Here is a 20,802-nt window from a genome sequence, read left to right on the forward strand (position 1 = left end):
GCCGGGTTCAACCCCTTTTCTGAAACAGGAGTGACCACAAAAGTGGCCGTAAAGATTCGCCTTAAGCGCTTTGGTAAAATGCGCGCCCCGTACTACCGCATCGTCGTTGCAGACTCACGCACCAAGCGTGACGGCCGCGCCATCGAGGAAATCGGCAAGTACCACCCCACCGAAGAGCCCTCATACATCGAGGTCGACTCCGAGCGTGCGCAGTACTGGCTGTCCGTCGGTGCCCAGCCGTCCGAGCAGGTTGCCGCGATCCTGAAGATCACCGGTGACTGGCAGAAGTTCAAGGGCCTCCCGGGCCAGGAAGGCACCCTGAAGACCAAGGCTCCGAAGGAAGCTTTCGTTGCCCCGGAAAAGGGTTCCGTGATCATTCCGGAAGCAATCACCAAGAAGGCCTCCAAGGCTGACGCAGCCGAAGCCCCGGCCGACGCTGAAGCAGAGACCACCGAGGCTGAGTAGATTGCTGGCAGAAGCGCTGGAGCACCTGGTCCGCGGAATCGTCGATTCCCCGGATGACGTCAAGGTCAATTCTAAGAACAACCGCCGCGGGGATACCCTCGAGGTTCGCGTTCACCAGGATGACCTGGGACGGGTGATCGGCCGCCAGGGCCGGACGGCACGCGCACTGCGCACTGTCGTGGCAGCACTGGCCGGCGGCGAACCGGTAAGGGTCGACGTCGTCGACACCGACCGCCGCCGCTGAGCGCTCGGCAACACCAGTTTTTGCTCCGGCCCCTCCACCGCACGGTGGAGGGGCCGGAGTGCTTTTACCCAACCAACACCCACAGAGCGAACAAAACAGAGGAACAGATGAAGCTTCAGGTGGCGCGAATCGGCAAACCCCACGGCATCCGCGGAGAAGTCACGGTCCAGGTCCTGACCGACGCCCCCGGGGACCGCTTTGTTCCCGGCGCGGGTTTCCTCGTGGAACCTGCGTCCTCCGGTCCGCTCACGGTTTCCAGCGCCAGGTGGAACAAGGACATCCTCCTGCTCGGCTTCGAGGAAGTGGCCGACCGCAACAAAGCTGAAACGCTGCGCGGGGCAAAACTGTTCATCGAGACGGCCGGGCTTGCCGAGGAGGACGACGAAGGCTGGTACGAGCACGAGCTCGTCGGTCTGGAGGCCCGCGTGGATGGCGCCGTGGTGGGCAAGGTTGCCGCTCTGAACACGATGCCGGTCCAGGACCTGCTGATGGTCACCACCCCGGAGGGTGGGGAGATCCTTGTCCCCTTCGTCGAGGAGATCGTTCCCGAAGTCAACATCGACGAAGGCTACATCCTTATCACCCCTCCGCCGGGACTCTTCGAACTGAACGCCGGGGAAGCCGCCACGGACGGTCCGGAAGGCAGCGCGTAGATGCGCGTCGACGTCGTCAGCATCTTTCCCGAATACCTGGCGCCCCTGGAACTTTCGCTGATCGGCAAAGCCCGGCAGGACGGGCTGCTGGACCTGTACGTCCACGACCTCCGCAGCTTCACCACCGACCGGCACCGCACGGTGGACGATACCCCCTACGGCGGCGGCGCAGGCATGGTCATGAAGCCGGAGCCATGGGCGCAGGCGCTCTCGGCCGTGGTCGAAGCCCGGCCCCAAGGTGCGGGAAAGCCGGTCTTGATCGTCCCGTCGCCTGCGGGCGAGCGGTTCACCCAGGCCCTTGCCTACGAACTCGCCGAAGAAGAGCACCTCACGTTCGCGTGCGGGCGCTACGAAGGCATTGACGAGCGGGTCCTAGAGTGGGCCGAAGAGCACTTCGAGGTGCGCCCCGTCAGCCTCGGGGACTACGTCCTCAACGGTGGTGAAGTGGCGGTGCTCGCCATGGTGGAGGCCGTGGGCAGGCTCCTGCCCGGCGTCGTGGGAAATCCCGAATCGCTGGTGGAGGAGTCCCACTCCGACGGACTGCTGGAGTATCCCGTCTACACCAAGCCCTCCCAGTGGCGGGGTCGCGACGTCCCCGCGGTATTGTTGAGCGGCAACCATGGAAAAATCGCGCAATGGCGGCGTCACGAGCAGTACCGGCGCACGGCGGAGCGGCGGCCGGACCTCCTCGAGGGGTTCGACGCCGGCAACCTCCCGCGCGCCGACCGTTCCGAACTGTACGGGCTGGGGTACGAGATCGTGGACGGCAGGCTGGTGCGCCGGCCGATTGGCTGATGCCCTCCGGGTGTGGCAAAATTAGTCCTTGTGTCTGCTGGGCCCGCACCTGCCACAGGGGGAGCGCCGCCAACAGCCTGACAACCTGCCGCTTCAATCGGTGAAGACGGCAGGACCATTTACCTTTCGGCCGGAATTTCCGGTGCACCGCCAGGTGTCCGGGCTTGCCCGCCGTGACCTAAAGTGAATGACCTGTGGCGTTCACCAGGAGTGCAATTACCATGCATATTCTCGACTCCGTCGACGCAGCGTCGCTGCGCAGCGATGTTCCCGTTTTCCGCGCCGGTGACACCATCAAGGTTCACGTGAACATCATCGAAGGCAAGAACTCCCGCGTCCAGGTCTTCCAGGGCTTCGTCCTGGGCCGCCAGGGTGACGGCGTCCGCGAAACCTTCACCGTCCGCAAGGTTTCGTTCGGTGTCGGCGTGGAGCGTACCTTCCCGGTGCACTCCCCGATCATCGAAAAGATCGAGGTTGTCACCAAGGGTGACGTCCGCCGTGCCAAGCTGTACTACATGCGTGCACTGCGCGGTAAGGCCGCCAAGATCAAGGAAAAGCGCGACTTCAACACCGCCAAGTAGTCCTCCCGGACCACAGGCCGGACCCAGCCGTAGCCGGCCGGCGCCGGAGCACCAAGCACCAGCGCCGAGGACACGGACATGGACCAGACAAAACGCCAGCCCCGCATTAAGGGCTGGCGTTTTGTGTTGCTGGTCCTGTGCAGTGCGCTCGTGGCCAGCGGGCTGGTCCGGGCCCTGTGGATCGATGGGTATTTCATCCCGTCGCAGTCCATGGAGCCGGCGTTCCGCCAGGATGACCGGATCCTGGTGTCACGGACGGCCTTCCAAACGGACCCCGTGCGCCGCGGCGACATCGTGGTGTTCGACGGCCGTGGAACGTTCGCGCCGCTGGACAGCGGCCGGGGCCCGCTGGGTGAAGCCATCACCGGCGCCGCCGTGTGGCTGGGCCTGGCCGGGAGCGACACCATGTACATCAAGCGCGTCATCGGCGTTCCCGGGGACCTGGTGGCCTGCTGTGACTCCGCCGGCATGGTAACGGTCAACGGTGAACCGCTTGACGAGCCGTACCTCTACCCCGGGGATGTCCCCAGCACCCAGGAGTTCGAGGCGCTGGTCCCGGCCGGCCGGCTCTGGGTGATGGGGGACCACCGGTCGGTGTCGGCGGACTCCCGCAGCCTGCTCGGCGCACCGGGCGGGGGAATGGTTCCGGTGGACCGGGTGGTGGGCCGGCCCATCCGGATCATCTGGCCCCTTGATAGATTTGCACCAGTACCACGGCCGGCTGCCGCAGGCCCCAGCACACAGAATGGACAGTAGATGCCCGAGAACCACTCCCGCATGCCTGAACCACGGCCCGAGGGCGCTCCCGGTGCCTCCGGTGCGGAGCAGGCAGACGCGGCAGTGCCCGGCGCCGAAAACCGCCCCGAAAGCCGTGCTGCGGCCAAAACAGCAGAAAAGCGCGACGCCCATCCGGTGCTGACGTGGCTGAAAGAGATCGCCACCGTGGTGGTCATCGCCGTCGTCCTTTCCTTCCTGATCAAGACGTTCCTTTTCCGGGCGTTCTTCATCCCTTCCGAATCCATGGTGGACACCCTGGACGTGGACGACCGGATTTTCGTGAACCTCTTGGTCCCTGAACCGTTCGCGCTGAGTCGCGGCGATGTGGTGGTGTTCCGTGACACCAAGGGCTGGCTGCCCGCTGTGCCGGACAAGGCGGACGGTCCATTCACCTGGGTGCAGGACAGCCTGACCTTCGTGGGCCTCCTGCCGGATAATTCCGAGCAGCACCTGGTCAAGAGGGTGATCGGGTTGCCCGGCGACCATGTGGTCTGCTGCGAAGCCGGCGGTAAACTGACTATCAACGGAAAAGCCATTGATGAGGGCTATATCAACCCCGCTGAAGTTCCCCAGGTCCGGGCATTCGACGTGGTGGTACCCGAAGGGAAAGTGTGGGTCATGGGCGACAACCGAAACCACTCCGCGGACTCCCGGGCGCACATGGATGCCGACGGCGGCTTCATCGATCTGGACGACCTCGAGGGCAAGGCTGCCGTCATTGCCTGGCCGCTGAACCGGATCACCACCCTCGACAACTACCCGGACGTTTTCAAGAACGTACCGCCGGGCTCCTGACCATGCCAGCGAACACCCTGCCCGCCACTGCCGCGAAGAAGCCCGCCCGGAAACCGCCGGCAGCCAAGGCACCCACCCTGCGGCACGAACGGACGTTCCGCAGCAGCGGCGTCCGCTACCTGGCGGGAGTCGACGAAGTAGGCAGGGGAGCGCTGGCCGGCCCGGTGAGTGTCGGCATCGCGGTGGTGGACCTGGAATGCCAAAAACCTCTCGCGGGCGTTCGTGACAGCAAACTGCTGAGCGCCCCTGAGCGGGAGCGGCTTGAGCCGCTGGTCCGCCGCTGGAGCGTTGCGTCCGCCGTCGGCCATGCCTCTGCGGCGGAGATCGACGCGTTCGGCATCATCGCCGCGCTGCGCCTGGCCGGCACGAGGGCATGGAATACGGTAGTGGCCGCTGGCATCACACCTGACGTGGTCCTCCTGGACGGGAGCCATAACTGGCTCTCGCCGTCCGGGCAGCCGTCCCTCTTCGATGAACCTGTCCAGGAAATCGCGTGCGAAGCGCCCGTGCACACCAAGGTCAAGGCAGACATGCAGTGCCTCAGCGTTGCCGCTGCCAGCGTCATCGCCAAAGTGGAACGGGACCAGGCCATGCGGGCCCTGCACGCCGAGTATCCCGGCTTCGGCTGGGACGTGAACAAGGGATACGCCACGGCACTGCACCGGGAGGCGCTCCGGAATGACGGGCCCACCCCCTACCACCGGGTGAGCTGGCGGCTGCTTGGCGGCGAACTGGAAGCACTGCAGGACGGGGAGCTCCAGGAGGCCGGGGCCTGACCGGCCGCTGCGCGGCTGCCGATGGTGCAAGATGGAAGCATGAGTGCTGAGGATCTTGAAAACTATGAGACTGACATGGAACTGCAGCTCTACCGCGAGTACCGCGATGTTGTGGGCCTGTTCAGCTATGTAGTCGAGACCGAGCGTCGCTTCTACCTTGCCAACCATGTTGACCTGCAGGCGCGCAGCGCCGACGGTGAGGTCTACTTCGACCTCACGCTGCAGGACGCCTGGGTCTGGGACGTTTACCGCTCGGCACGGTTCGTCAAGAGCGTCCGCGTGCTCACCTTCAAGGACGTCAACGTCGAGGAACTGCCCCGCAACGAGGAGCTGGCGCTTCCGAAGGACGTAGACCTGGGCAACTAACCCGTCCACTTCTCCTCCACAGCCGGTCCTGAAAGGCGGCCTGTCCACATAGCGAAAGTTTCCTCCCCCCTATCCACCGCACACCGCCAGGCTGGTGGTGGAGGTGGACATGAAAGCCAAAGACGTACTGGGCCGGCGGGGTGAGCAACTCGCGGCCGGTTACCTGGAATCGCAGGGCATGCTGGTGGTGGAGCGCAACTGGCGCTGCCCTGAAGGCGAGATCGACATTGTGGCCCTGGACGGGGATGCCCTGGTCATTGCGGAAGTGAAGACGCGGCGTTCGCTGGACTACGGCCATCCCTTCGAAGCGGTGGGGGCGGACAAGCTGGCCCGGCTCCACCGCCTCGGGTCGGCCTGGTGCCGCGACCGGGAGTTGCGGATGCCCCTGCGCCGCGTGGACGTCATTGCGGTAGTGGACTACGGCGGCGGCGCACCCCAACTGGAGCACCTCAAGGGGGTGGGGTGATGGTCTTGGGCCGCACCTACTCCGTGGCGCTGGTCGGGCTGAACGGGTACATGGTGGAGGTGGAAGCCGACATCGGCCAGACGCTGCCTGCATTCGTGATCCTTGGCCTTCCGGACGCCTCTCTGAACGAGGCCAAGGAACGCATCCGTTCCGCCGCCAAGAACTCCGGCATTCCGTTGAGCCGGCGCAAGATCACGGCCAACCTCATTCCGGCCTCGCTCCCCAAACGCGGTTCCGGCTTCGACCTTGCGGTGACCATGGCAGTTCTCCGTGCGGCCAACGACACCAGGCCCTCCGGCCGGACCGTCTTCATCGCCGAACTTGGCCTGGACGGCAGGCTGCGCCCGGTGCGCGGCATCCTTCCAGCCGTCATGGCTGCAGTCCAGGCAGGCTACCCCGACATCGTAGTCGCGCAGGCCAACTATGCGGAGGCCGCGCTGGTTCCCGGGGCCAACGTCAGCGGTTATCGGACACTTGCTCGGGTCGCCGTCGACTTTGGCGCGGATCCCCAGAACCTCGCGCTGGACTTCGAACCGGAAGACGATGACCAGGAAGGGGACTGCCCTTCAGCCCCCGGGGCGGTTCCGGACATGGCAGACGTGTCCGGGCAGGGTGACGCCCGCCGCGCCCTTGAGGTTGCTGCGGCCGGGGCCCACCACCTCCTGCTGACGGGACCGCCCGGTGCGGGGAAGACCATGCTCGCCGAGCGCCTTCCGGGCCTGCTCCCGGACCTCGGAGACCGGGAATCAATGGAGGTCACGGCCATCCACTCGCTGTGCGGGCTGCCCTCTTCCATGATGCAGCTGCTTCGGCGGCCGCCCTTCGAAAACCCGCACCATTCCGCCACATCCGCAGCCATCATCGGCGGGGGATCCGGCCTGCCGCGGCCAGGGGCGGCATCCAGGGCGCACCGCGGCGTGCTGTTCCTGGACGAGGCACCGGAATATGAGCGGCGCGTGCTCGACGCGCTGCGCCAGCCGCTGGAATCCGGAGAGCTGGTGATCCACCGCTCGGCGGGGACAGCCGCGTACCCTGCCAGGTTCCAGCTGGTTCTGGCAGCCAACCCCTGCCCCTGCGGCAAGGCGTCCGGCAAGGGACTTGAATGCACCTGTACCGCCATGATGCGGCGCCGCTACTTTGCCCGGCTCTCCGGTCCCTTGCTGGACAGGGTGGACATCCAGCTGCAGGTTGACCGGGTCTCGCTCGCGGAGTTCGGGCAGTCCGCAGCGGAGGAGGGCACCGCGGCAGTGGCAGGCCGGGTCAAGGAGGCCCGTGCCAGGCAACGAGGAAGGCTTGAGGCCTTCGGGTTCGAGACAAACTCACAGGTGCCGGGCCGCATCCTCCGCGGCGACCTCCGCTTGGCCCCCGGCACAACGCGGATCCTGGACCACTCGCTCGAACGCGGCGTCCTCACCGCCCGGGGGTACGACCGCGTGCTCAGGCTGGCCTGGACCCTGGCGGACCTGGGGCACCGGGACGCGCCGGACCCTGACGACATCGGTCAGGCCCTCGGCCTGCGGCAGGCAGTGGCGGCAGCGGCATGAAGGAACCCGGCATGGAGGCTGAGAGACTTGCCCGGGCGGCCCTGTCACGGCTCATGGAACCGCAGGACGCCGCCGGTCTGGCCCTTGTCCAGGCTGCGGGGGCCGTGGACGCCCTGCGCCTCGCTACCGGCCAGGTCACCGGCGGCGCTTTGATTGAACAGGAAATCAGTGGCTTGCTCGCCGGGAGCGGTGCAGCGGCCGGCTGGTCCGGCCTGGCTGCCAGCATCAAACGCTGGCTGCCCCGGGTACCCGACCTTGCCCCGGAACGCGACGTTGCCACCATGGCGCGCCTGGGCGGTCGGCTGCTGATCCCATCGGATGACCTCTGGCCGGCGCAACTTGCCGACCTCGGCATCCAGGAACCAATCTGCCTCTGGTGGCGCGGGCACGAACAGCAGCTGCCGCATGTGCAGCGAAGCATCGCTTTGGTCGGGTCCCGGGACAGCACCAGCTACGGTGCCGCCGTAACGGGAGAAATTGCCTACTCCCTGGCGCAGCGCGGCTTCACGGTGGTATCCGGCGGCGCTTACGGAATCGATGCCCACGCCCACCGCGCCGCATTGGCCGGAGGCAGCGGACCTGTTCCCACCATCGCCGTGATGGCCGGCGGCGTGGACCGGTTCTACCCCTCCGGCAATGAGGAACTGCTGCGCGCCGTGGCAAACCAGGGTGCCGTGCTGGCAGAAGTGCCGCCGGGGTCAGCGCCTACGAGATACCGGTTCCTCCAGCGCAACAGGCTTATAGCGGCACTCTCCGCGGTCACGGTCGTCGTGGAGGCCAGGTGGCGGTCCGGGGCGTTGAATACAGCGCATCACGCTGAGGCCCTGGGCAGGGCGGTGGGTGCCGTGCCCGGATCGGTGCACAGTGCCAACTCCGCAGGCTGCCACCGGCTCCTGCGGGACGGAGGTGCAATCTGCGTTACCGATGCCGCCGAAATCGCCGAGCTGGCATCGCCGAGCGGAGCGGACCTGCCGGAGCCGCCCCAGGGTGCTTCGCAGGTGCAGGATGGGCTTACCCTCGAGGACCTCATCCTGCTGGACGCACTGCCCTTGCGGTCCACCACCTCCGTGGAAAAGCTGGCTGCGGTGGCCGGGCTTGGCACCGACTCCGTACGGGCCGGGCTGGGGCGGCTGGGCCTGCTGGGGCTGGCTGTGTCTGAGCGTGGGGGATGGAAACGCGGCAAGGCCAGCGTGTGACGGCGGCGGGGCATATCCGATGATCTGTCCTGACTGCCGTGTCCGGGAACCGATCCGGCACCCGGGCCTGAGACAGTGGAGTGGTGGAAGACGAGCAACTGCCGGCAGCGCTCACAGACGCCCTGGACGCTTTTTGCCGGTACATTTCCGGAGAGCGGGCCATGTCGGCGCACACGCTCCGGGCGTACCGGGGCGACCTGGGCAGCCTGCTCTCGTTCGCGGCCGGTGAGGGCTGCACGGGGCCCGAGGGTCTTGAGCTGGGAACACTTCGCCGTTGGCTCGGCACCCAGAGCCAGTCAGGTGTCGCCCGGGCCACCCTGGCGCGCAGGGCCGCCACCGCACGGTCTTTCACGGCCTGGGCCCTGAGGGAAGAACGAATCGACGCGGATCCCGCGCTTCGGCTTAAGGCACCGCAGCGGGAGCGGCAGCTGCCGGGTGTGCTGCAGGAGTCCAAGCTGAACCGCATCCTGGACAGGCTGGAACAGGCCGCAGCAGAGGGGGATCCGCTGGCTGTCCGGAACCGGGCACTGGTGGAGCTGCTGTACGCCACGGGCATCCGGGTGGGTGAACTGACGGGGCTGGATATTGATGACCTCGATCAGGACCGCCGGACCCTGCGGGTGATCGGAAAGGGCGACAAGGAACGCACGGTTCCCTACGGCGTACCGGCCGCTGTGGCGCTGGATGATTGGCTCCGGAGGGGGCGTCCGCAGCTCGCCGGGGCCGGGAGCGGTCCCGCATTGTTCCTCGGCGCCAGGGGAGGCCGCGTGGGCCAGCGCCAAGTGCGGTCCCTGGTCCATGGGCTTTTTGAGGCCTTGGGGGACACCTCCGCGTCCGGTCCTCATGCTCTCCGGCACTCTGCCGCCACCCATCTGTTGGACGGCGGTGCAGACCTGCGCGCCGTTCAGGAAATCCTGGGCCACAGCAGCCTGGCCACCACCCAGATCTATACCCACGTCTCCGTCGACCGGCTGCGCAAGAGTTACCAGCAGGCCCATCCCCGTGCCTGAAAACCCTGGGCACCACTGCCTGGCCGCATCACCGCCAGGCAGTCCGGAAGCGGGGTGTATTGCACTGGCGTAATTTCGGAGCGTACGGCACAATAAGAATCACGTCCGGCAACTTTCAACTGCTGCTTGAAGCTCACAGGCTTCCTGCGCTTTGGCAGCCCGGACCTTGCATTATCTAAGCTGAATATCGCGGAAGAACCGCAACCGCAGGTGAATTTGCATGACTGTTCCATCCGGGCTGAGGGCGTTGGGGAAGACGTACCTAGAGCTATGGAGGATGGAATGTCTGTTGCAATGACCCGCGGTGTGCTGTTTGTTCACTCGGCCCCTACCGCCCTGTGTCCGCATGTGGAGTGGGCCATCGGGTCCGTCGTTGACAAGCGGACGGACCTGGAGTGGACCCCTCAGCCTGCTGCGCCCGGAATGTTCCGGGCGGAGCTGTCGTGGACCGGAACGCCGGGAACGGGGGCCAAGCTGGCCTCGTCGCTGCGCGGCTGGGCCCACCTGCGTTACGAGGTCACCGAGGAGCCGAGCCAGGGTGTCGATGGGGGCCGCTGGTCGCATACCCCCGAGCTGGGGATCTTCCATGCCATGACTGACGTCCACGGCAACATCATGGTCTCCGAGGACCGCATCCGTTATGCCTACGAATCAGGTGCCGGCGATCCTGCAGCCGTCTACCACGAACTCTCGCTCGCACTCGGTGAGGCCTGGGATGAGGAGCTCGAGCCTTTCCGGCACGCAGCGGAAGGCGCACCGGTGCGCTGGCTGCACCAGGTGGGCTGACCGCCGTCGTACGTTCTTCCCGTGCCTCCTCCAGCACAGGAAGTAGCAACTGCTCCATAGCGCAGAAGAGGCCCCGCCGCCGGCGGGGCCTCTTCTGCGCTGTTCCGGCTAAACCGGTGGCAGCCTGGTGTTAGACGCTGCGGACGGCGACCACGGCGTTGTGTCCGCCGAAGCCGAACGAGTTGCTCAGTGCCACGATGCTGCCGGAGGGCAGGTCGCGGGCGGAGGTCACAACGTCGAGGGGGATCTCCGGATCCTGGTTCTCGAGGTTGATGGTGACCGGGGCCTTGCGGTCATAAACGGCAAGCACAGTCAGGACAGCCTCCACAGCACCGGAAGCGCCCAGGAGGTGGCCCATCTGGGACTTGGTGGCGGACACGGCGACATCGTCCACGTGGCTACCCAGCGCCGCCCGGAGTGCGGTGTACTCGGGCTTGTCACCCACGGGGGTGGAGGTGGCGTGCGCGTTGACGTGCACCACGTCCTCCGGCTGGATGCGGCCGTCGAACATGGCCGCCTTCAGTGCCCGGGTGGCGCCCAGGCCTTCGGGGTCGGGTGCGGTGATGTGGTAGGCGTCCGCTGTGACGGATGTGCCCGCGAGCTCAGCGTAGATGCGCGCACCGCGGGCCAGGGCGTGTTCCTCGGCCTCGAGCACCAGCGCACCGGCGCCTTCGCCCATGACAAAGCCGTCGCGGGCGGTGTCGTACGGACGTGACGCGGCCTGAGGGTCATCATTGCGGCGGGACAGGGCCTGCATGGAAGCGAACGCTGCCAGCGGCATTGGGTGGATGGCTGCTTCTGCACCGCCGCACATCACCACATCGGCCTTGCCGGAACGGATCAGCTCCAGGCCCAGGTGCATGGCTTCGGTGCCGGAGGCGCACGCGGAGACAGGGGTGTGCGCACCGGCGCGCGCGCCGAGGTCAAGGCTGACGGCGGCCGCGACGCCGTTGGGCATCAGCATGGGAACCGTCATGGGCAGGACCCTGCGGGGTCCCTTTTCCTTCAGGGTGTCCCAGGCATCCAGCAACGTCCACACGCCGCCGATACCGGTGGCGAAGGCCACGGCCAGACGGTCCTTGTCAAACTCGGTGATGCCGGAGTCCGCCCAGGCTTCGCGGGCGGCGATAACGCCGAACTGGGTCGAGGGGTCCATCCGCTTGGCCTCGACGCGGCTGAGGACATCCAGGGCGGGCGTGCTGCAGCGTGCGGCGAAGTGGACGGGAAGTTCATACCGGGCAACCCATTCGTCCTCCAGGGTGCGGGCACCGGAGACCCCCTTGAGCGCGTTGTTCCACATGGTGGGTACATCGCCGCCGATGGGCGTGGTGGCGCCCAGACCGGTTATGACTACTTTGCGTGTCATGGGATCACTCTCTGTCGATGGGGAGTCCGTCTCCGGTTCTTCGGAGGGTCCCGCACATTTGGTGGGCGGCGCAGGGTGCGCCGGATAAAGACAGCGGGGTGCCGGGCCGGACAATCCGGACCGGCAGCCCCGCAGGCGCCTTTCGGCGAAAGGCTGACTAGGCCTGTGCTCCGGCGATGAAGCTGACGGCGTCGCCGACGGTCTTGAGGTTCTTGACCTCTTCGTCCGGGATGCGGACGCCGAACTTCTCTTCAGCGTTGACCACGATGGTCATCATGGAGATGGAGTCGATGTCCAGGTCCTCGGTGAAGGACTTGTCCATTTCTACGGATTCCGGGGCCAGGCCGGTCTCTTCGTTGACGATTTCAGCCAGGCCGGCCAGGATCTCTTCGTTGCTAGCCATTGATGGCTCCTTTTCTTGTATTGCCGGCAGGGGCTGCCGGAAACGGTGCGGGCCGCGGATGCGGTCCGTGTGGATGTTCCTACGGAAGGACTACTACCTGGGCGCCGAATACCAGGCCGGCTCCAAAGCCGATCTGGAGGGCAAGCCCGCCGCTCAATCCGGGGTTTTCCTGGAGCAGGCGGTGGGTGGCCAGCGGGATGGACGCCGCAGACGTGTTGCCTGCGTCAGCGATGTCCCGTGCCACTGTAACCGTTTCGGGCAGCTTGAGCTTCTTTACCATCTCGTCGATGATGCGCATGTTGGCCTGGTGCGGGATGAAGGCCACCAGGTCCTCGGCCTCGACGCCTGCGGCTTCGAGCGCCTGCTGGGCCACCTTGGCCATTTCCCACACAGCCCAGCGGAAGACGGTCTGGCCGTCCTGGCGGAGGGTCGGGTAGAGTTCCTGGGCTTCTTCGAGCAGTGCCAGGTCTCCGGTGGAGTCGGACTGACGTGCTGCCAGTCCCAAGTCGCGGACGTCCAGGAGCGAACGGGTCATGCCGATGGCGTCCCACTTGCTGCCGTCAGAGCCCCACACGGACGGTGCGATGCCGGGTGTCTCGGACGGACCGATCACCACTGCGCCGGCGCCGTCGCCCAGCAGGAAGGAGATGGTGCGTTCACGGTTGTCGATGACGTCCGAAAGTTTCTCGGCTCCGACCACCAGGACGTACTTCGCGGCGCCCGAGCGGACCAGGGCGTCACCCTGGGCAATGCCGTAGCAGTAGCCGGCGCAGGCAGCGGAGATGTCGAAGGCGGGGGCGGGGGTGGCTCCCAGCCGGTCGGCCAGGGCGGCCGCGGCGGACGGCGTGGCGTACGGGTGGGTCACCGTGGACACGATGACGGCACCCAGTTCCGATGCTTCGATGCCGGCCTTTTCCATGGCCTCGCGGGCGGCGCCTTCCGCCATGTCAATGACACTGATGTCAGCGGCGGCCCGGTGGCGGGTCACGATGCCGGTGCGCTGGCGGATCCACTCGTCCGAGGAATCGATCCACTGGCACACGTCCTCGTTGGTGACGATGACGTCGGGACGGTAGGCGCCGAGGCCCAGGATCCGGGTGTGCTCGTGGATGGGAGCCTGCTTCAACGTGGGAACGCTCATGCGTTGCCCTCCAGTTCTGCGAACAGCGCCAGTGCGGCGGACAGGTCGTCGGGGGTCTTGACGGCAACGGTCTTTACGCCGGGCATGCCGCGCTTGGCGAGGCCGGCAAGCGTGCCGGCCGGTGCCAGCTCGACCAGGCCGGTAACTCCGCGCCGGACAAGCGTTTCCATGCAGAGGTCCCAGCGGACGGGGCGGGAAACCTGCGCAATGAGGCTGCCGACGGCGGCGCCGCCATCGGTGACTTCGCCGCCGTCGTAATTCGAGAGGAGGGGGACGCGCGGCGCTTGTGGAGCCAGCTGCGGCTCCAGCGCCTCCAGGGCGCTGACGGCGGGCGACATGTGGCTGGTGTGGAATGCGCCGGCCACCTTCAGCGGGATGACGCGGGCCTTGGCGGGCGGGTTTTCGGCCAGCGCCTTAAGCTGGTCGAACGTGCCCGCGGCCACGGTCTGTCCGGCGCCATTGACGTTGGCAGGCGTGGCGCCGGCTGCCCCGATGGCGGCCAGCACCTCGGCAGGGTCGCCGCCCACGACCGCGCTCATGCCGGTCGGAGTTACTGCGGCTGCGGCTGCCATGCTGTTGGCGCGTTCGCGGACGAAGGTCATCGCTTCCTTCTCGGTGAGCACACCGGCCAACGCGGATGCCGTGATTTCACCGACGGAGTGGCCTGCCAGGATGACCGGGAGGCTGCTGAGCTCAACATCGAAGAGGGCAGAGGCTGTGACCAGGCCGGCAGCGACGATCAGGGGCTGCGCCACGGCAGTGTCCTTGATGGTTTCCTCGTCCGAGGTGGTGCCGTGGGCGATCAGGTCGATGCCTGCGATGTCGCTCAGGGACGCCAGCTGGTCCGCCACGGCGGGCAGCTCGAGCCAGGGGGCAAGGAAGCCCGGGGTCTGGGAGCCCTGTCCAGGGCAGACTATTGCAAGCACGTATCCAGCTTTCCAAATTGCGGTGTGATCCAGCGGTGTTTGTCCGCACCAAGCTCACGTGGTCAGGTTGTAGGAAGTCTACAACGGGTCACGGCTGATTTCGCGAAGGGTGACGCTCCGCGGCAGCCTTGGGCGGAGTGGAAAGACGGCCCACCACCAGGGCTGCCTGGAGTACGAATGCCTCCCGGGGGAGCAGCGGATCCCAGCCGGTGACGTCGCAGACGCGCTTGAGGCGGTAGCGCACGGTGTTGGCGTGGACGAACAGTTCGCGGGCCGTCGCCTCGAGTGAATGGCCCAGCTCGAGGTAGGTGCCCAAGGTCTCCACCAGGCCGTTGGATGCCGCGAGCAGTGGGCGGTAGATGTTCTTCACCAGGGAACGGCGGGCGGCGTCGTCTCCGGAGATGACCCGTTCGGGGAGGAGGTCGTCGGCCGCCACCGGTCGTGGCGCGGCGGGCCAGGCGCGGGCTGCGGTCAGGCCCGCGAACGCGGACTGCGCGGAACTGCTGGCCTCCAGGAGCGAGCCCGCCTCGGGGCCGTAGACCACGGGTCCCGGAGCGAACATTTCGCTCAGCTTTACGTAGGCGGTTTCACGGTCCTGTACCCCGCCGAGGATGAGGATGAGCCGGTCGCCCTGAATGCCTACGAGGGCGTCTTCGGCATAGCGCCCGGCCATGCGGCGCAGTTCGCTGACGTAGCTGGCGCTGGGCTCCGAGGGGGAGTTGCCCACCATGACGGTAAAACGTTCTTGGGCTTTCCAGCCGAGCGCTGCGATGCGGGAACGCAGCGCATCCGTGTTCTCACCGCGAAGGATGGCATCCACGATCAGTGCTTCCAGCCGGGTGTCCCAGGAACCGCGTGATTCCGCAGCGCGGGCATAGACATCCGCGGCGGCAAAGGCCACCTCGCGCGAGTACCGCAGCACCGCTTCGCGCAGGGACGGTTGGTCCGCCTCCGGCGCAATCACCGGAACCTGGTCCTCCACCACTTCCACCACGATGCGGATCAGCTGCAGCGCCTTTTGAAGGCTGATGGAGCGGGTCAGCTCGGTGGGGGCGGTCCCGAAAACATCGGTCAGGATCCACGACGGGGAGCTGGGCCGCTCATACCAGGTCACGAAGGCGGCGATGCCGTTCTGCGCCACCATGCCCAGTGCGGAACGTTCGTCCGCGCTGAGCCGGCTGTACCAGGGAAGGGATTTTTCCAGCTCCCGCATGGTGGTGGTGGACAGCTGCCCAACGTTGGCGCGGAGCTTTTTGAGCGTTTCCGTCTTCTCCGGAGAGGCCTTGGAGGCGGCGGGCTTGCGCTTGGCGGACGGGGTGGCTGGAGCTGGCATGATCTGAGCATACGGGCAGCGCCGCGGAAGCTCCATTTGTGCGAAGGCTACAATCCGCCATGTCCTGCGCCACAGCATGGTGCCGCCTGACTTGCCGGCGCAGAGACGACGGCGGCCCCCACCTCGGAAGGTGGGGGCCGCCGTCGTCTCGTCCCGTTCAGGGCGCCAGGGTCAGGCTTCGCCTCCGGCATTGCCCGTGGTTCCCGCGTTGACATTGTGCAGCTTGTACTTCTCGATGGCCTTGGCCGGAGCCTCGGCATCGACCTCGCCGCGGCGGGCCAGCATCTCCAGCGAACGGACCACGATGGAGTGGGTGTCGTTCTTGAAGAAGCGGCGGGCTGCTGCGCGGGTGTCGGAGAAACCGAAGCCGTCAGCACCGAGGGTGGCGAATTCGTTCGGGACGAACTGGCGGATCTGGTCCGGAACGGCCTTCATGTAATCGCTCACGGCCACGACCGGTCCGGTCGCACCGGCCAGCTGCTGCGTCACGAACGGCACACGGGCGGGCTGGCCCGGGTTGAGGAAGGCTTCTTCCTCGGCGGCGAGGCCGTCGCGGCGCAGTTCGTTCCAGGACGTGACGGACCAGACATCCGCGGAGACGCCCCAGTCCTCGGCGAGGATCCGCTGGGCTTCGATGGCCCAGGGGACGGACACGCCGGAGGCCAGCAGCTGGGTGCGGGGACCGTCGATCTTGGCCGGTGCGAGCAGGTAGATGCCCTTGATGACACCCTCGACGTCGAGTTCTTCGGGTTCGGCGGGCTGGGTGATCGGCTCGTTGTACACGGTGAGGTAGTACATGAGGTTCCGGTCGGTGCTCTCGGGCCCGTACATGCGTTCGAGGCCGTCGCGGATGATGTGGCCCATCTCGTAGCCGTAGGCGGGGTCGTAGGTGACCACGGCCGGGTTGGTGGATGCCAGCAGCGGGGAGTGGCCGTCGGCGTGCTGCAGGCCCTCGCCGGTCAGGGTGGTCCGGCCTGCGGTAGCGCCGATGATGAAGCCGCGGGTCATCTGGTCCGCGGCCGCCCAGAAGGCGTCACCGGTGCGCTGGAAGCCGAACATGGAGTAGAACACGTAGACCGGTACCAGCGGCACGCCATGGGTGGCGTAGGCCGTGCCGGCGGCGGTGAATGCTGCCACGGCGCCGGCTTCGTTGATGCCGGGGTGGATGAGCTGGCCCGCAGGGGATTCCTTGTAGGCCAGGACGAGGTCGCGGTCCACGGACAGGTAGTTCTGGCCCTTGGGGTTGTAGATCTTCGCGGTGGGGAAGAACGCGTCCATGCCGAACGTGCGCGCCTCATCGGGAATGATCGGGGCGATGTGCTTGCCGAACTCCTTGTCCCGCATCAGGTCCTTGAGCAGGCGGACGAACGCCATGGTGGTGGCGGCCTGCTGCTTGCCGGAGCCCCTCTTGGCCACCTCGTAGGACTTCGCGTCCGGCAGGGTGACGGCGGCGTGCTTGGAGCGGCGTTCCGGAACCGATCCGCCCAGGGCGGCGCGGCGTTCGAGCATGTACTGGATTTCCGGAGCGTCCGTGCCCGGGTGGAAGTACGGCGGCTGGTAGGGGTCCTTCTCCAGCTGCTCGTCGGTGACCGGGATCCGCAGGTGGTCGCGGAACTTCTTCAAGTCATCGAGGGTGAGTTTTTTCATCTGGTGGGTCGCGTTGCGGCCCTCGAAGTGCGGACCGAGGCCGTAGCCCTTGACGGTCTTGGCCAGGATGACGGTGGGCTTGCCCTTGAACTCCGTGGCTGCCTTGTAGGCTGCGTAGACCTTGCGGTAGTCGTGGCCGCCGCGCTTGAGGTTCCAGATCTGGTCGTCGGTGAGGTCCGCGACCATGTCCTTGGTCTGCGGGGTCTTGCCGAAGAAGTGCTCGCGCACGAACCCGCCGGATTCTGCCTTGTAGGTCTGGTAGTCGCCGTCCGGGGTCTCGTTCATGATCTTCACGAGTGAACCGTCGGTGTCCTTGGTGAGCAGTTCATCCCACTCGCGGCCCCAGACGACCTTGATGACGTTCCAGCCGGCACCGCGGAAGAAGGCCTCGAGTTCCTGCATGATCTTGCCGTTGCCACGGACCGGCCCGTCCAGGCGCTGCAGGTTGCAGTTGATCACGAAGTTCAGGTTGTCCAGGTTCTCGTTGGCAGCGAGCTGGAGCAAACCGCGGGACTCGGGCTCGTCCATTTCGCCGTCGCCCAGGAAGGCCCAGACCTGCTGGTCGGAGGTGTCCTTGAGGCCGCGGTTGTGCAGGTAGCGGTTGGACTGTGCCTGGTAGATGGCGTTCATGGGGCCGATGCCCATGGAAACCGTGGGGAACTCCCAGAAGGTGGGCATCAGGCGGGGGTGCGGGTAGGAGGACAGCGCGTGCCCCTCGCGGGACTTCTCCTGGCGGAAGCCGTCCAGGTCCTCTTCGGACAGCCGGCCTTCCATGAAGGCGCGGGCGTACATGCCGGGGGAGGCGTGGCCCTGGAAGAAGACCTGGTCGCCGCCGCCGGGGTGGTCCTTGCCGCGGAAGAAGTGGTTGAAGCCCACTTCGTAGAGGGTGGCCGCGCCGGCGTAGGTGGAGATGTGTCCGCCTACCCCGATGTTCGGGCGCTGGGAGCGGTGCACCATCACGGCTGCGTTCCAGCGCATGTAGGCACGGTAGCGGCGCTCGTATTCCTCGTTGCCCGGGAATTCGGCTTCCTGGTCCACCGGGATGGTGTTCACGTAGTCCGTGGTGGTAACCATCGGCACCCCGACGCTCTGCGCACCGGCGCGCTGCAGCAGGCTCCGCATGATGTATTGGGCACGTTCGGTGCCCTGTTCCCTGATCAGGGAATCCAGGGACTCAACCCATTCGGCAGTCTCTTCCGGATCACGATCAGGCAGCTGGTTAGTCAACCCGCTGAGGATATGGGAGGTATCTTCTCCTGCAGCCACGTCCAACCTCTCTTTGCGCGCGTGAATCGGCGCACTCAGGCCAGGCAGGGTGACTGCCCGGCGTACGTACGCCGTGATGCGACGTATCGGTTACAACAGCCCGGTCATGTGTGCCGGGCAGGGTCCTAGCGCTCCCATGCCTGCACGGATTCACATGGTTGTCGTCCGGCGGGCACAGTTGTCATCAGCCACTCTAGCCCGCAGTGGAAGCCGATGCGTAGCTGCAGGCCGGGCGCCGCCTTTGTATTTCGCCGTCATACTGGTTGTGTGACAGAAGCCGCCGCGGGGCAGGTTTCCGGCCGCGGTGTGACGCAGAATATGGCGTCCGGCGGGGGCGGCAGCTTGAAGCGCGGGCCCAAAGGGTGTTGGCTTGGGAGTAATGGAAATCACCATGCACACTGCATATATGAGGCATTGGAGGAACACGTGAGCGAGGCCGACGCCGCCACTTCGGTAAATGTGGCGGAAAAATTGGGTTTCAAGAACGGGGATCTGATTCAGGAGTTCGGTTACGACGACGACGTCGACTTCGACTTGCGTGACGATATCGAGGACTTCACCGGCGCCGAGTTGCTGGATGAGGACGACCACGAGGTGGCTGACGCCGTCATCCTCTGGTGGCGCGACGGCGACGGCGACCTCGTCGACAGCCTGATGGACTCACTCACCACCCTGAGCGAAAACGGGGTGGTTTGGGTGCTGACCCCGAAGTCCGGCCGCGACGGCTACGTTTCCCCGGCAGACATCCAGGAGGCCGCGCCCACCGCCGGGCTGCACGTGACCACCTCCGCCGGCGTTTCCAAGGACTGGAGCGCATCCCGCCTGGTCAGCCGGAAGAATAAGTGACGACCGCAGTTGCGGTGACCGCCGGAACCATTCCCGCGGTCGGCCAGCCGGCGCCTGACTTCGAACTGGTCAACCAATACGGGGAGCCGGTCCGCCTCTCCTCATTCGCCGGCCAGAACGTCGTGGTGGTGTTCTACCCCTTTGCGTTCTCCGGCATCTGTACCGGTGAACTTTGCGAGATCCGCGACAATATCGCCGCGTTCGAGGACGCCAACGCGACGGTTCTGGCTGTCTCTGTGGACAGCAAATTCAGCCTTCGGGCCTACGCGGCCCAGGAGGGCTACAGCTTCGATCTGTTGGCGGATTTCTGGCCCCACGGCGCCGTTGCATCGGAATACGGGGTGTTCGATGCCGAAACCGGGATGGCCCTGCGCGGCACATTCATCATCGATGGCGAGGGCATCGTCCGCTACAGCGTGGTGAACCCGCGCGGGCAGGCAAGGGACCTGGCGGAATACAAGGCGGCTCTGACCACCCTGGTGCAGGACTGATGCTTCATGGCCGGCGGACGGCACGGGGTAGGCCTGACCGGCTTTGCCAGCATGCCGCCGTCGGGCCCCTCCCATCCTTCTGATGAGGACGTCCGCGTCCTCGAACGCATAGCCGCTGTCCTGGCAGGCAGCCCCTTTGCGTTATTGACTGGTGCGGGGCTTAGCACGGATTCGGGGATCCCGGATTACCGCAGCCCCGGGTCGCCGCCGCGGTCGCCGATGACCTACCAGGACTTCGTCCGCAGCGCTGCGAACCGTCAGCGCTACTGGGCCCGGAACCACATCGGCTGGTCCCACCTCCGCCATGCCGACCCCAATGCCGGCCACTACGCGGCTGCCGCCCTGGAGCGCCGCGGTTATCTGTCGGGACTGATCACCCAAAACGTGGACCGGTTGCACCAGGGGGCAGGCAGCGTCAATGTCATCGACCTGCATGGGCGCTACGACCAAGTGGTCTGCCTTGACTGCGCCAGGACCTACCCGCGGCAGTTCCTGGCGGCGGTCCTGGCGGAACTGAACCCGGACTTCCTGGAGCGGGCTGACCGGAGTGGGCTCGTGGAGATGGCTCCGGATGCGGACGCCACGGTGGAGGACCGGGAGCTGATCGGCAGTTTCGTCGTTGCCGTGTGTCCGGCCTGCGGCGGGACGCTCAAGCCGGACTTCGTATACTTCGGTGAAAGCGTGCCCAAGGACCGGGTGGAACAGTCCTACGCAGTGGTGGATGATTCGCCCGCGCTGGTGGTGGCCGGGTCCTCCCTGACGGTGATGAGCGGCCTGCGGTTCGTGCGGCATGCCGCAAAGGTCGGCAAACCGGTCATCATCATCAACCGCGGACCTACGCGCGGCGATGACCGCGCCCTCATCAAACTCGACGCCGGTGTGAGCGAAGCGCTGGCTTGGCTGGCGGCGGAACTTCCGCCGCTGTAGGC

The 20,802-nt window shown here is 66.3% G+C and carries 23 protein-coding genes; 17 read left to right on the forward strand and 6 right to left on the reverse strand.

Features of this window, described 5'->3' with window-relative positions; translation table 11 throughout:
- Nucleotides 1–42: 42 nt before the first annotated feature.
- The 14 genes from rpsP to ACFWIX_RS10035 all read left to right on the forward strand — a co-directional run bounded on the left by rpsP (nt 43) and on the right by ACFWIX_RS10035 (nt 10,454).
- Nucleotides 43–465, forward strand: a complete 423-nt coding sequence (gene rpsP / locus ACFWIX_RS09970; RefSeq protein WP_377215965.1) for a 30S ribosomal protein S16 — start codon at nt 43–45, stop codon at nt 463–465.
- Between the two features lies 1 nt (nt 466).
- Nucleotides 467–709 carry an RNA-binding protein gene (locus tag ACFWIX_RS09975; protein WP_377215966.1) on the forward strand — a complete coding sequence of 81 codons (243 nt, stop codon included), beginning with the start codon at nt 467–469 and terminating at the stop codon, nt 707–709.
- Nucleotides 710–816: 107 nt separating this feature from the next.
- Nucleotides 817–1,362 carry a ribosome maturation factor RimM gene (rimM, locus tag ACFWIX_RS09980; RefSeq protein WP_377215967.1) on the forward strand — a complete coding sequence of 182 codons (546 nt, stop codon included), beginning with the start codon at nt 817–819 and terminating at the stop codon, nt 1,360–1,362.
- Nucleotides 1,363–2,157, forward strand: coding sequence for a tRNA (guanosine(37)-N1)-methyltransferase TrmD (trmD, locus tag ACFWIX_RS09985; protein ID WP_377215968.1), 795 nt, complete (start codon nt 1,363–1,365; stop codon nt 2,155–2,157).
- 221 nt (nt 2,158–2,378) lie between these two features.
- Complete coding sequence (gene rplS / locus ACFWIX_RS09990) at nt 2,379–2,738, forward strand: 50S ribosomal protein L19 (protein WP_377215969.1); 360 nt, start codon at nt 2,379–2,381, stop codon at nt 2,736–2,738.
- 78 nt (nt 2,739–2,816) lie between these two features.
- Nucleotides 2,817–3,494: a signal peptidase I gene (lepB, locus tag ACFWIX_RS09995; protein ID WP_377215970.1), complete on the forward strand. Its 678-nt coding sequence runs from the start codon at nt 2,817–2,819 to the stop codon at nt 3,492–3,494.
- Nucleotides 3,495–4,310, forward strand: a complete 816-nt coding sequence (lepB, locus tag ACFWIX_RS10000) for a signal peptidase I (protein WP_377215971.1) — start codon at nt 3,495–3,497, stop codon at nt 4,308–4,310.
- 2 nt (nt 4,311–4,312) lie between these two features.
- On the forward strand, nt 4,313–5,086 hold the full coding sequence (locus tag ACFWIX_RS10005) for a ribonuclease HII (RefSeq protein ID WP_377215972.1): 774 nt from the start codon (nt 4,313–4,315) through the stop codon (nt 5,084–5,086).
- 39 nt (nt 5,087–5,125) lie between these two features.
- Nucleotides 5,126–5,452 (forward strand): DUF2469 domain-containing protein, encoded by a 327-nt coding sequence (locus ACFWIX_RS10010; RefSeq protein WP_056335405.1) that lies wholly within the window; start codon nt 5,126–5,128, stop codon nt 5,450–5,452.
- A 109-nt stretch (nt 5,453–5,561) separates the two neighbouring features.
- Nucleotides 5,562–5,918 carry a YraN family protein gene (locus ACFWIX_RS10015; RefSeq protein ID WP_377215973.1) on the forward strand — a complete coding sequence of 119 codons (357 nt, stop codon included), beginning with the start codon at nt 5,562–5,564 and terminating at the stop codon, nt 5,916–5,918.
- Nucleotides 5,918–7,462 carry a YifB family Mg chelatase-like AAA ATPase gene (locus tag ACFWIX_RS10020; RefSeq protein ID WP_377215974.1) on the forward strand — a complete coding sequence of 515 codons (1,545 nt, stop codon included), beginning with the start codon at nt 5,918–5,920 and terminating at the stop codon, nt 7,460–7,462. Before ACFWIX_RS10015 ends, ACFWIX_RS10020 begins: the two co-directional genes overlap by 1 nt.
- Before the next feature lie 11 nt (nt 7,463–7,473).
- Nucleotides 7,474–8,658 (forward strand): DNA-processing protein DprA, encoded by a 1,185-nt coding sequence (gene dprA / locus ACFWIX_RS10025; RefSeq protein WP_377215975.1) that lies wholly within the window; start codon nt 7,474–7,476, stop codon nt 8,656–8,658.
- Between the two features lie 83 nt (nt 8,659–8,741).
- The gene (locus ACFWIX_RS10030; RefSeq protein ID WP_377215976.1) at nt 8,742–9,668 is read left to right on the forward strand and encodes a tyrosine recombinase XerC; all 927 of its coding nucleotides are present in this window, start codon (nt 8,742–8,744) and stop codon (nt 9,666–9,668) included.
- Between the two features lie 282 nt (nt 9,669–9,950).
- Nucleotides 9,951–10,454 (forward strand): DUF3145 domain-containing protein, encoded by a 504-nt coding sequence (locus ACFWIX_RS10035; RefSeq protein ID WP_377215977.1) that lies wholly within the window; start codon nt 9,951–9,953, stop codon nt 10,452–10,454.
- 130 nt (nt 10,455–10,584) lie between these two features.
- Here the strand turns inward: ACFWIX_RS10035 and fabF are convergent, their stop codons facing one another.
- The 6 genes from fabF to aceE form a co-directional block, all read right to left on the reverse strand.
- Nucleotides 10,585–11,820, reverse strand: a complete 1,236-nt coding sequence (gene fabF / locus ACFWIX_RS10040) for a beta-ketoacyl-ACP synthase II (protein WP_377215978.1) — start codon at nt 11,818–11,820, stop codon at nt 10,585–10,587.
- A 157-nt stretch (nt 11,821–11,977) separates the two neighbouring features.
- Entirely contained in the window at nt 11,978–12,223 is a 246-nt protein-coding gene (locus ACFWIX_RS10045) for an acyl carrier protein (protein WP_377215979.1), read from the reverse strand.
- A gap of 79 nt (nt 12,224–12,302) precedes the next feature.
- Entirely contained in the window at nt 12,303–13,364 is a 1,062-nt protein-coding gene (locus tag ACFWIX_RS10050) for a beta-ketoacyl-ACP synthase III (RefSeq protein WP_377215980.1), read from the reverse strand.
- Nucleotides 13,361–14,290 carry an ACP S-malonyltransferase gene (locus tag ACFWIX_RS10055; RefSeq protein WP_377215981.1) on the reverse strand — a complete coding sequence of 310 codons (930 nt, stop codon included), beginning with the start codon at nt 14,288–14,290 and terminating at the stop codon, nt 13,361–13,363. Before ACFWIX_RS10055 ends, ACFWIX_RS10050 begins: the two co-directional genes overlap by 4 nt.
- An 88-nt stretch (nt 14,291–14,378) precedes the next feature.
- Complete coding sequence (locus tag ACFWIX_RS10060) at nt 14,379–15,623, reverse strand: PucR family transcriptional regulator (protein WP_377215982.1); 1,245 nt, start codon at nt 15,621–15,623, stop codon at nt 14,379–14,381.
- A 171-nt stretch (nt 15,624–15,794) separates the two neighbouring features.
- Complete coding sequence (aceE, locus tag ACFWIX_RS10065; RefSeq protein ID WP_377215983.1) at nt 15,795–18,536, reverse strand: pyruvate dehydrogenase (acetyl-transferring), homodimeric type; 2,742 nt, start codon at nt 18,534–18,536, stop codon at nt 15,795–15,797.
- Between the two features lie 426 nt (nt 18,537–18,962).
- On the opposite strand from aceE, the gene ACFWIX_RS10070 reads away from it, so the two are divergent.
- The 3 genes from ACFWIX_RS10070 to ACFWIX_RS10080 are packed head-to-tail and all read left to right on the forward strand — an operon-like array spanning nt 18,963 to nt 20,800.
- The gene (locus ACFWIX_RS10070; RefSeq protein WP_377215984.1) at nt 18,963–19,382 is read left to right on the forward strand and encodes a DUF3052 domain-containing protein; all 420 of its coding nucleotides are present in this window, start codon (nt 18,963–18,965) and stop codon (nt 19,380–19,382) included.
- The gene (locus ACFWIX_RS10075) at nt 19,379–19,873 is read left to right on the forward strand and encodes a peroxiredoxin (RefSeq protein WP_377215985.1); all 495 of its coding nucleotides are present in this window, start codon (nt 19,379–19,381) and stop codon (nt 19,871–19,873) included. The genes ACFWIX_RS10070 and ACFWIX_RS10075 overlap by 4 nt, the downstream gene beginning before the upstream one ends.
- 6 nt (nt 19,874–19,879) lie before the next feature.
- Nucleotides 19,880–20,800 carry a Sir2 family NAD-dependent protein deacetylase gene (locus tag ACFWIX_RS10080; RefSeq protein ID WP_377215986.1) on the forward strand — a complete coding sequence of 307 codons (921 nt, stop codon included), beginning with the start codon at nt 19,880–19,882 and terminating at the stop codon, nt 20,798–20,800.
- Nucleotides 20,801–20,802 lie beyond the last annotated feature (2 nt).

Source organism: Pseudarthrobacter sp. NPDC058362 (assembly GCF_042723515.1).
Taxonomy (GTDB): Bacteria; Actinomycetota; Actinomycetes; order Actinomycetales; family Micrococcaceae; genus Arthrobacter.

Bases quoted from the DNA above. Each gene is read 5' to 3' on its own strand.
- ACFWIX_RS10005 (WP_377215972.1), top strand. From the start codon at position 4,313: ATGCCAGCGAACACCCTGCCCGCCACTGCCGCGAAGAAGCCCGCCCGG.
- ACFWIX_RS10010 (WP_056335405.1), top strand. From the start codon at position 5,126: ATGAGTGCTGAGGATCTTGAAAACTATGAGACTGACATGGAACTGCAG.
- rplS (WP_377215969.1), top strand. From the start codon at position 2,379: ATGCATATTCTCGACTCCGTCGACGCAGCGTCGCTGCGCAGCGATGTT.
- fabF (WP_377215978.1), bottom strand. From the start codon at position 11,820: ATGACACGCAAAGTAGTCATAACCGGTCTGGGCGCCACCACGCCCATC.
- ACFWIX_RS10035 (WP_377215977.1), top strand. From the start codon at position 9,951: ATGTCTGTTGCAATGACCCGCGGTGTGCTGTTTGTTCACTCGGCCCCT.
- trmD (WP_377215968.1), top strand. From the start codon at position 1,363: ATGCGCGTCGACGTCGTCAGCATCTTTCCCGAATACCTGGCGCCCCTG.
- rimM (WP_377215967.1), top strand. From the start codon at position 817: ATGAAGCTTCAGGTGGCGCGAATCGGCAAACCCCACGGCATCCGCGGA.
- ACFWIX_RS10015 (WP_377215973.1), top strand. From the start codon at position 5,562: ATGAAAGCCAAAGACGTACTGGGCCGGCGGGGTGAGCAACTCGCGGCC.
- ACFWIX_RS10020 (WP_377215974.1), top strand. From the start codon at position 5,918: ATGGTCTTGGGCCGCACCTACTCCGTGGCGCTGGTCGGGCTGAACGGG.
- lepB (WP_377215970.1), top strand. From the start codon at position 2,817: ATGGACCAGACAAAACGCCAGCCCCGCATTAAGGGCTGGCGTTTTGTG.
- lepB (WP_377215971.1), top strand. From the start codon at position 3,495: ATGCCCGAGAACCACTCCCGCATGCCTGAACCACGGCCCGAGGGCGCT.
- ACFWIX_RS10060 (WP_377215982.1), bottom strand. From the start codon at position 15,623: ATGCCAGCTCCAGCCACCCCGTCCGCCAAGCGCAAGCCCGCCGCCTCC.
- ACFWIX_RS10045 (WP_377215979.1), bottom strand. From the start codon at position 12,223: ATGGCTAGCAACGAAGAGATCCTGGCCGGCCTGGCTGAAATCGTCAAC.
- dprA (WP_377215975.1), top strand. From the start codon at position 7,474: ATGGAGGCTGAGAGACTTGCCCGGGCGGCCCTGTCACGGCTCATGGAA.
- ACFWIX_RS10050 (WP_377215980.1), bottom strand. From the start codon at position 13,364: ATGAGCGTTCCCACGTTGAAGCAGGCTCCCATCCACGAGCACACCCGG.
- ACFWIX_RS10080 (WP_377215986.1), top strand. From the start codon at position 19,880: ATGGCCGGCGGACGGCACGGGGTAGGCCTGACCGGCTTTGCCAGCATG.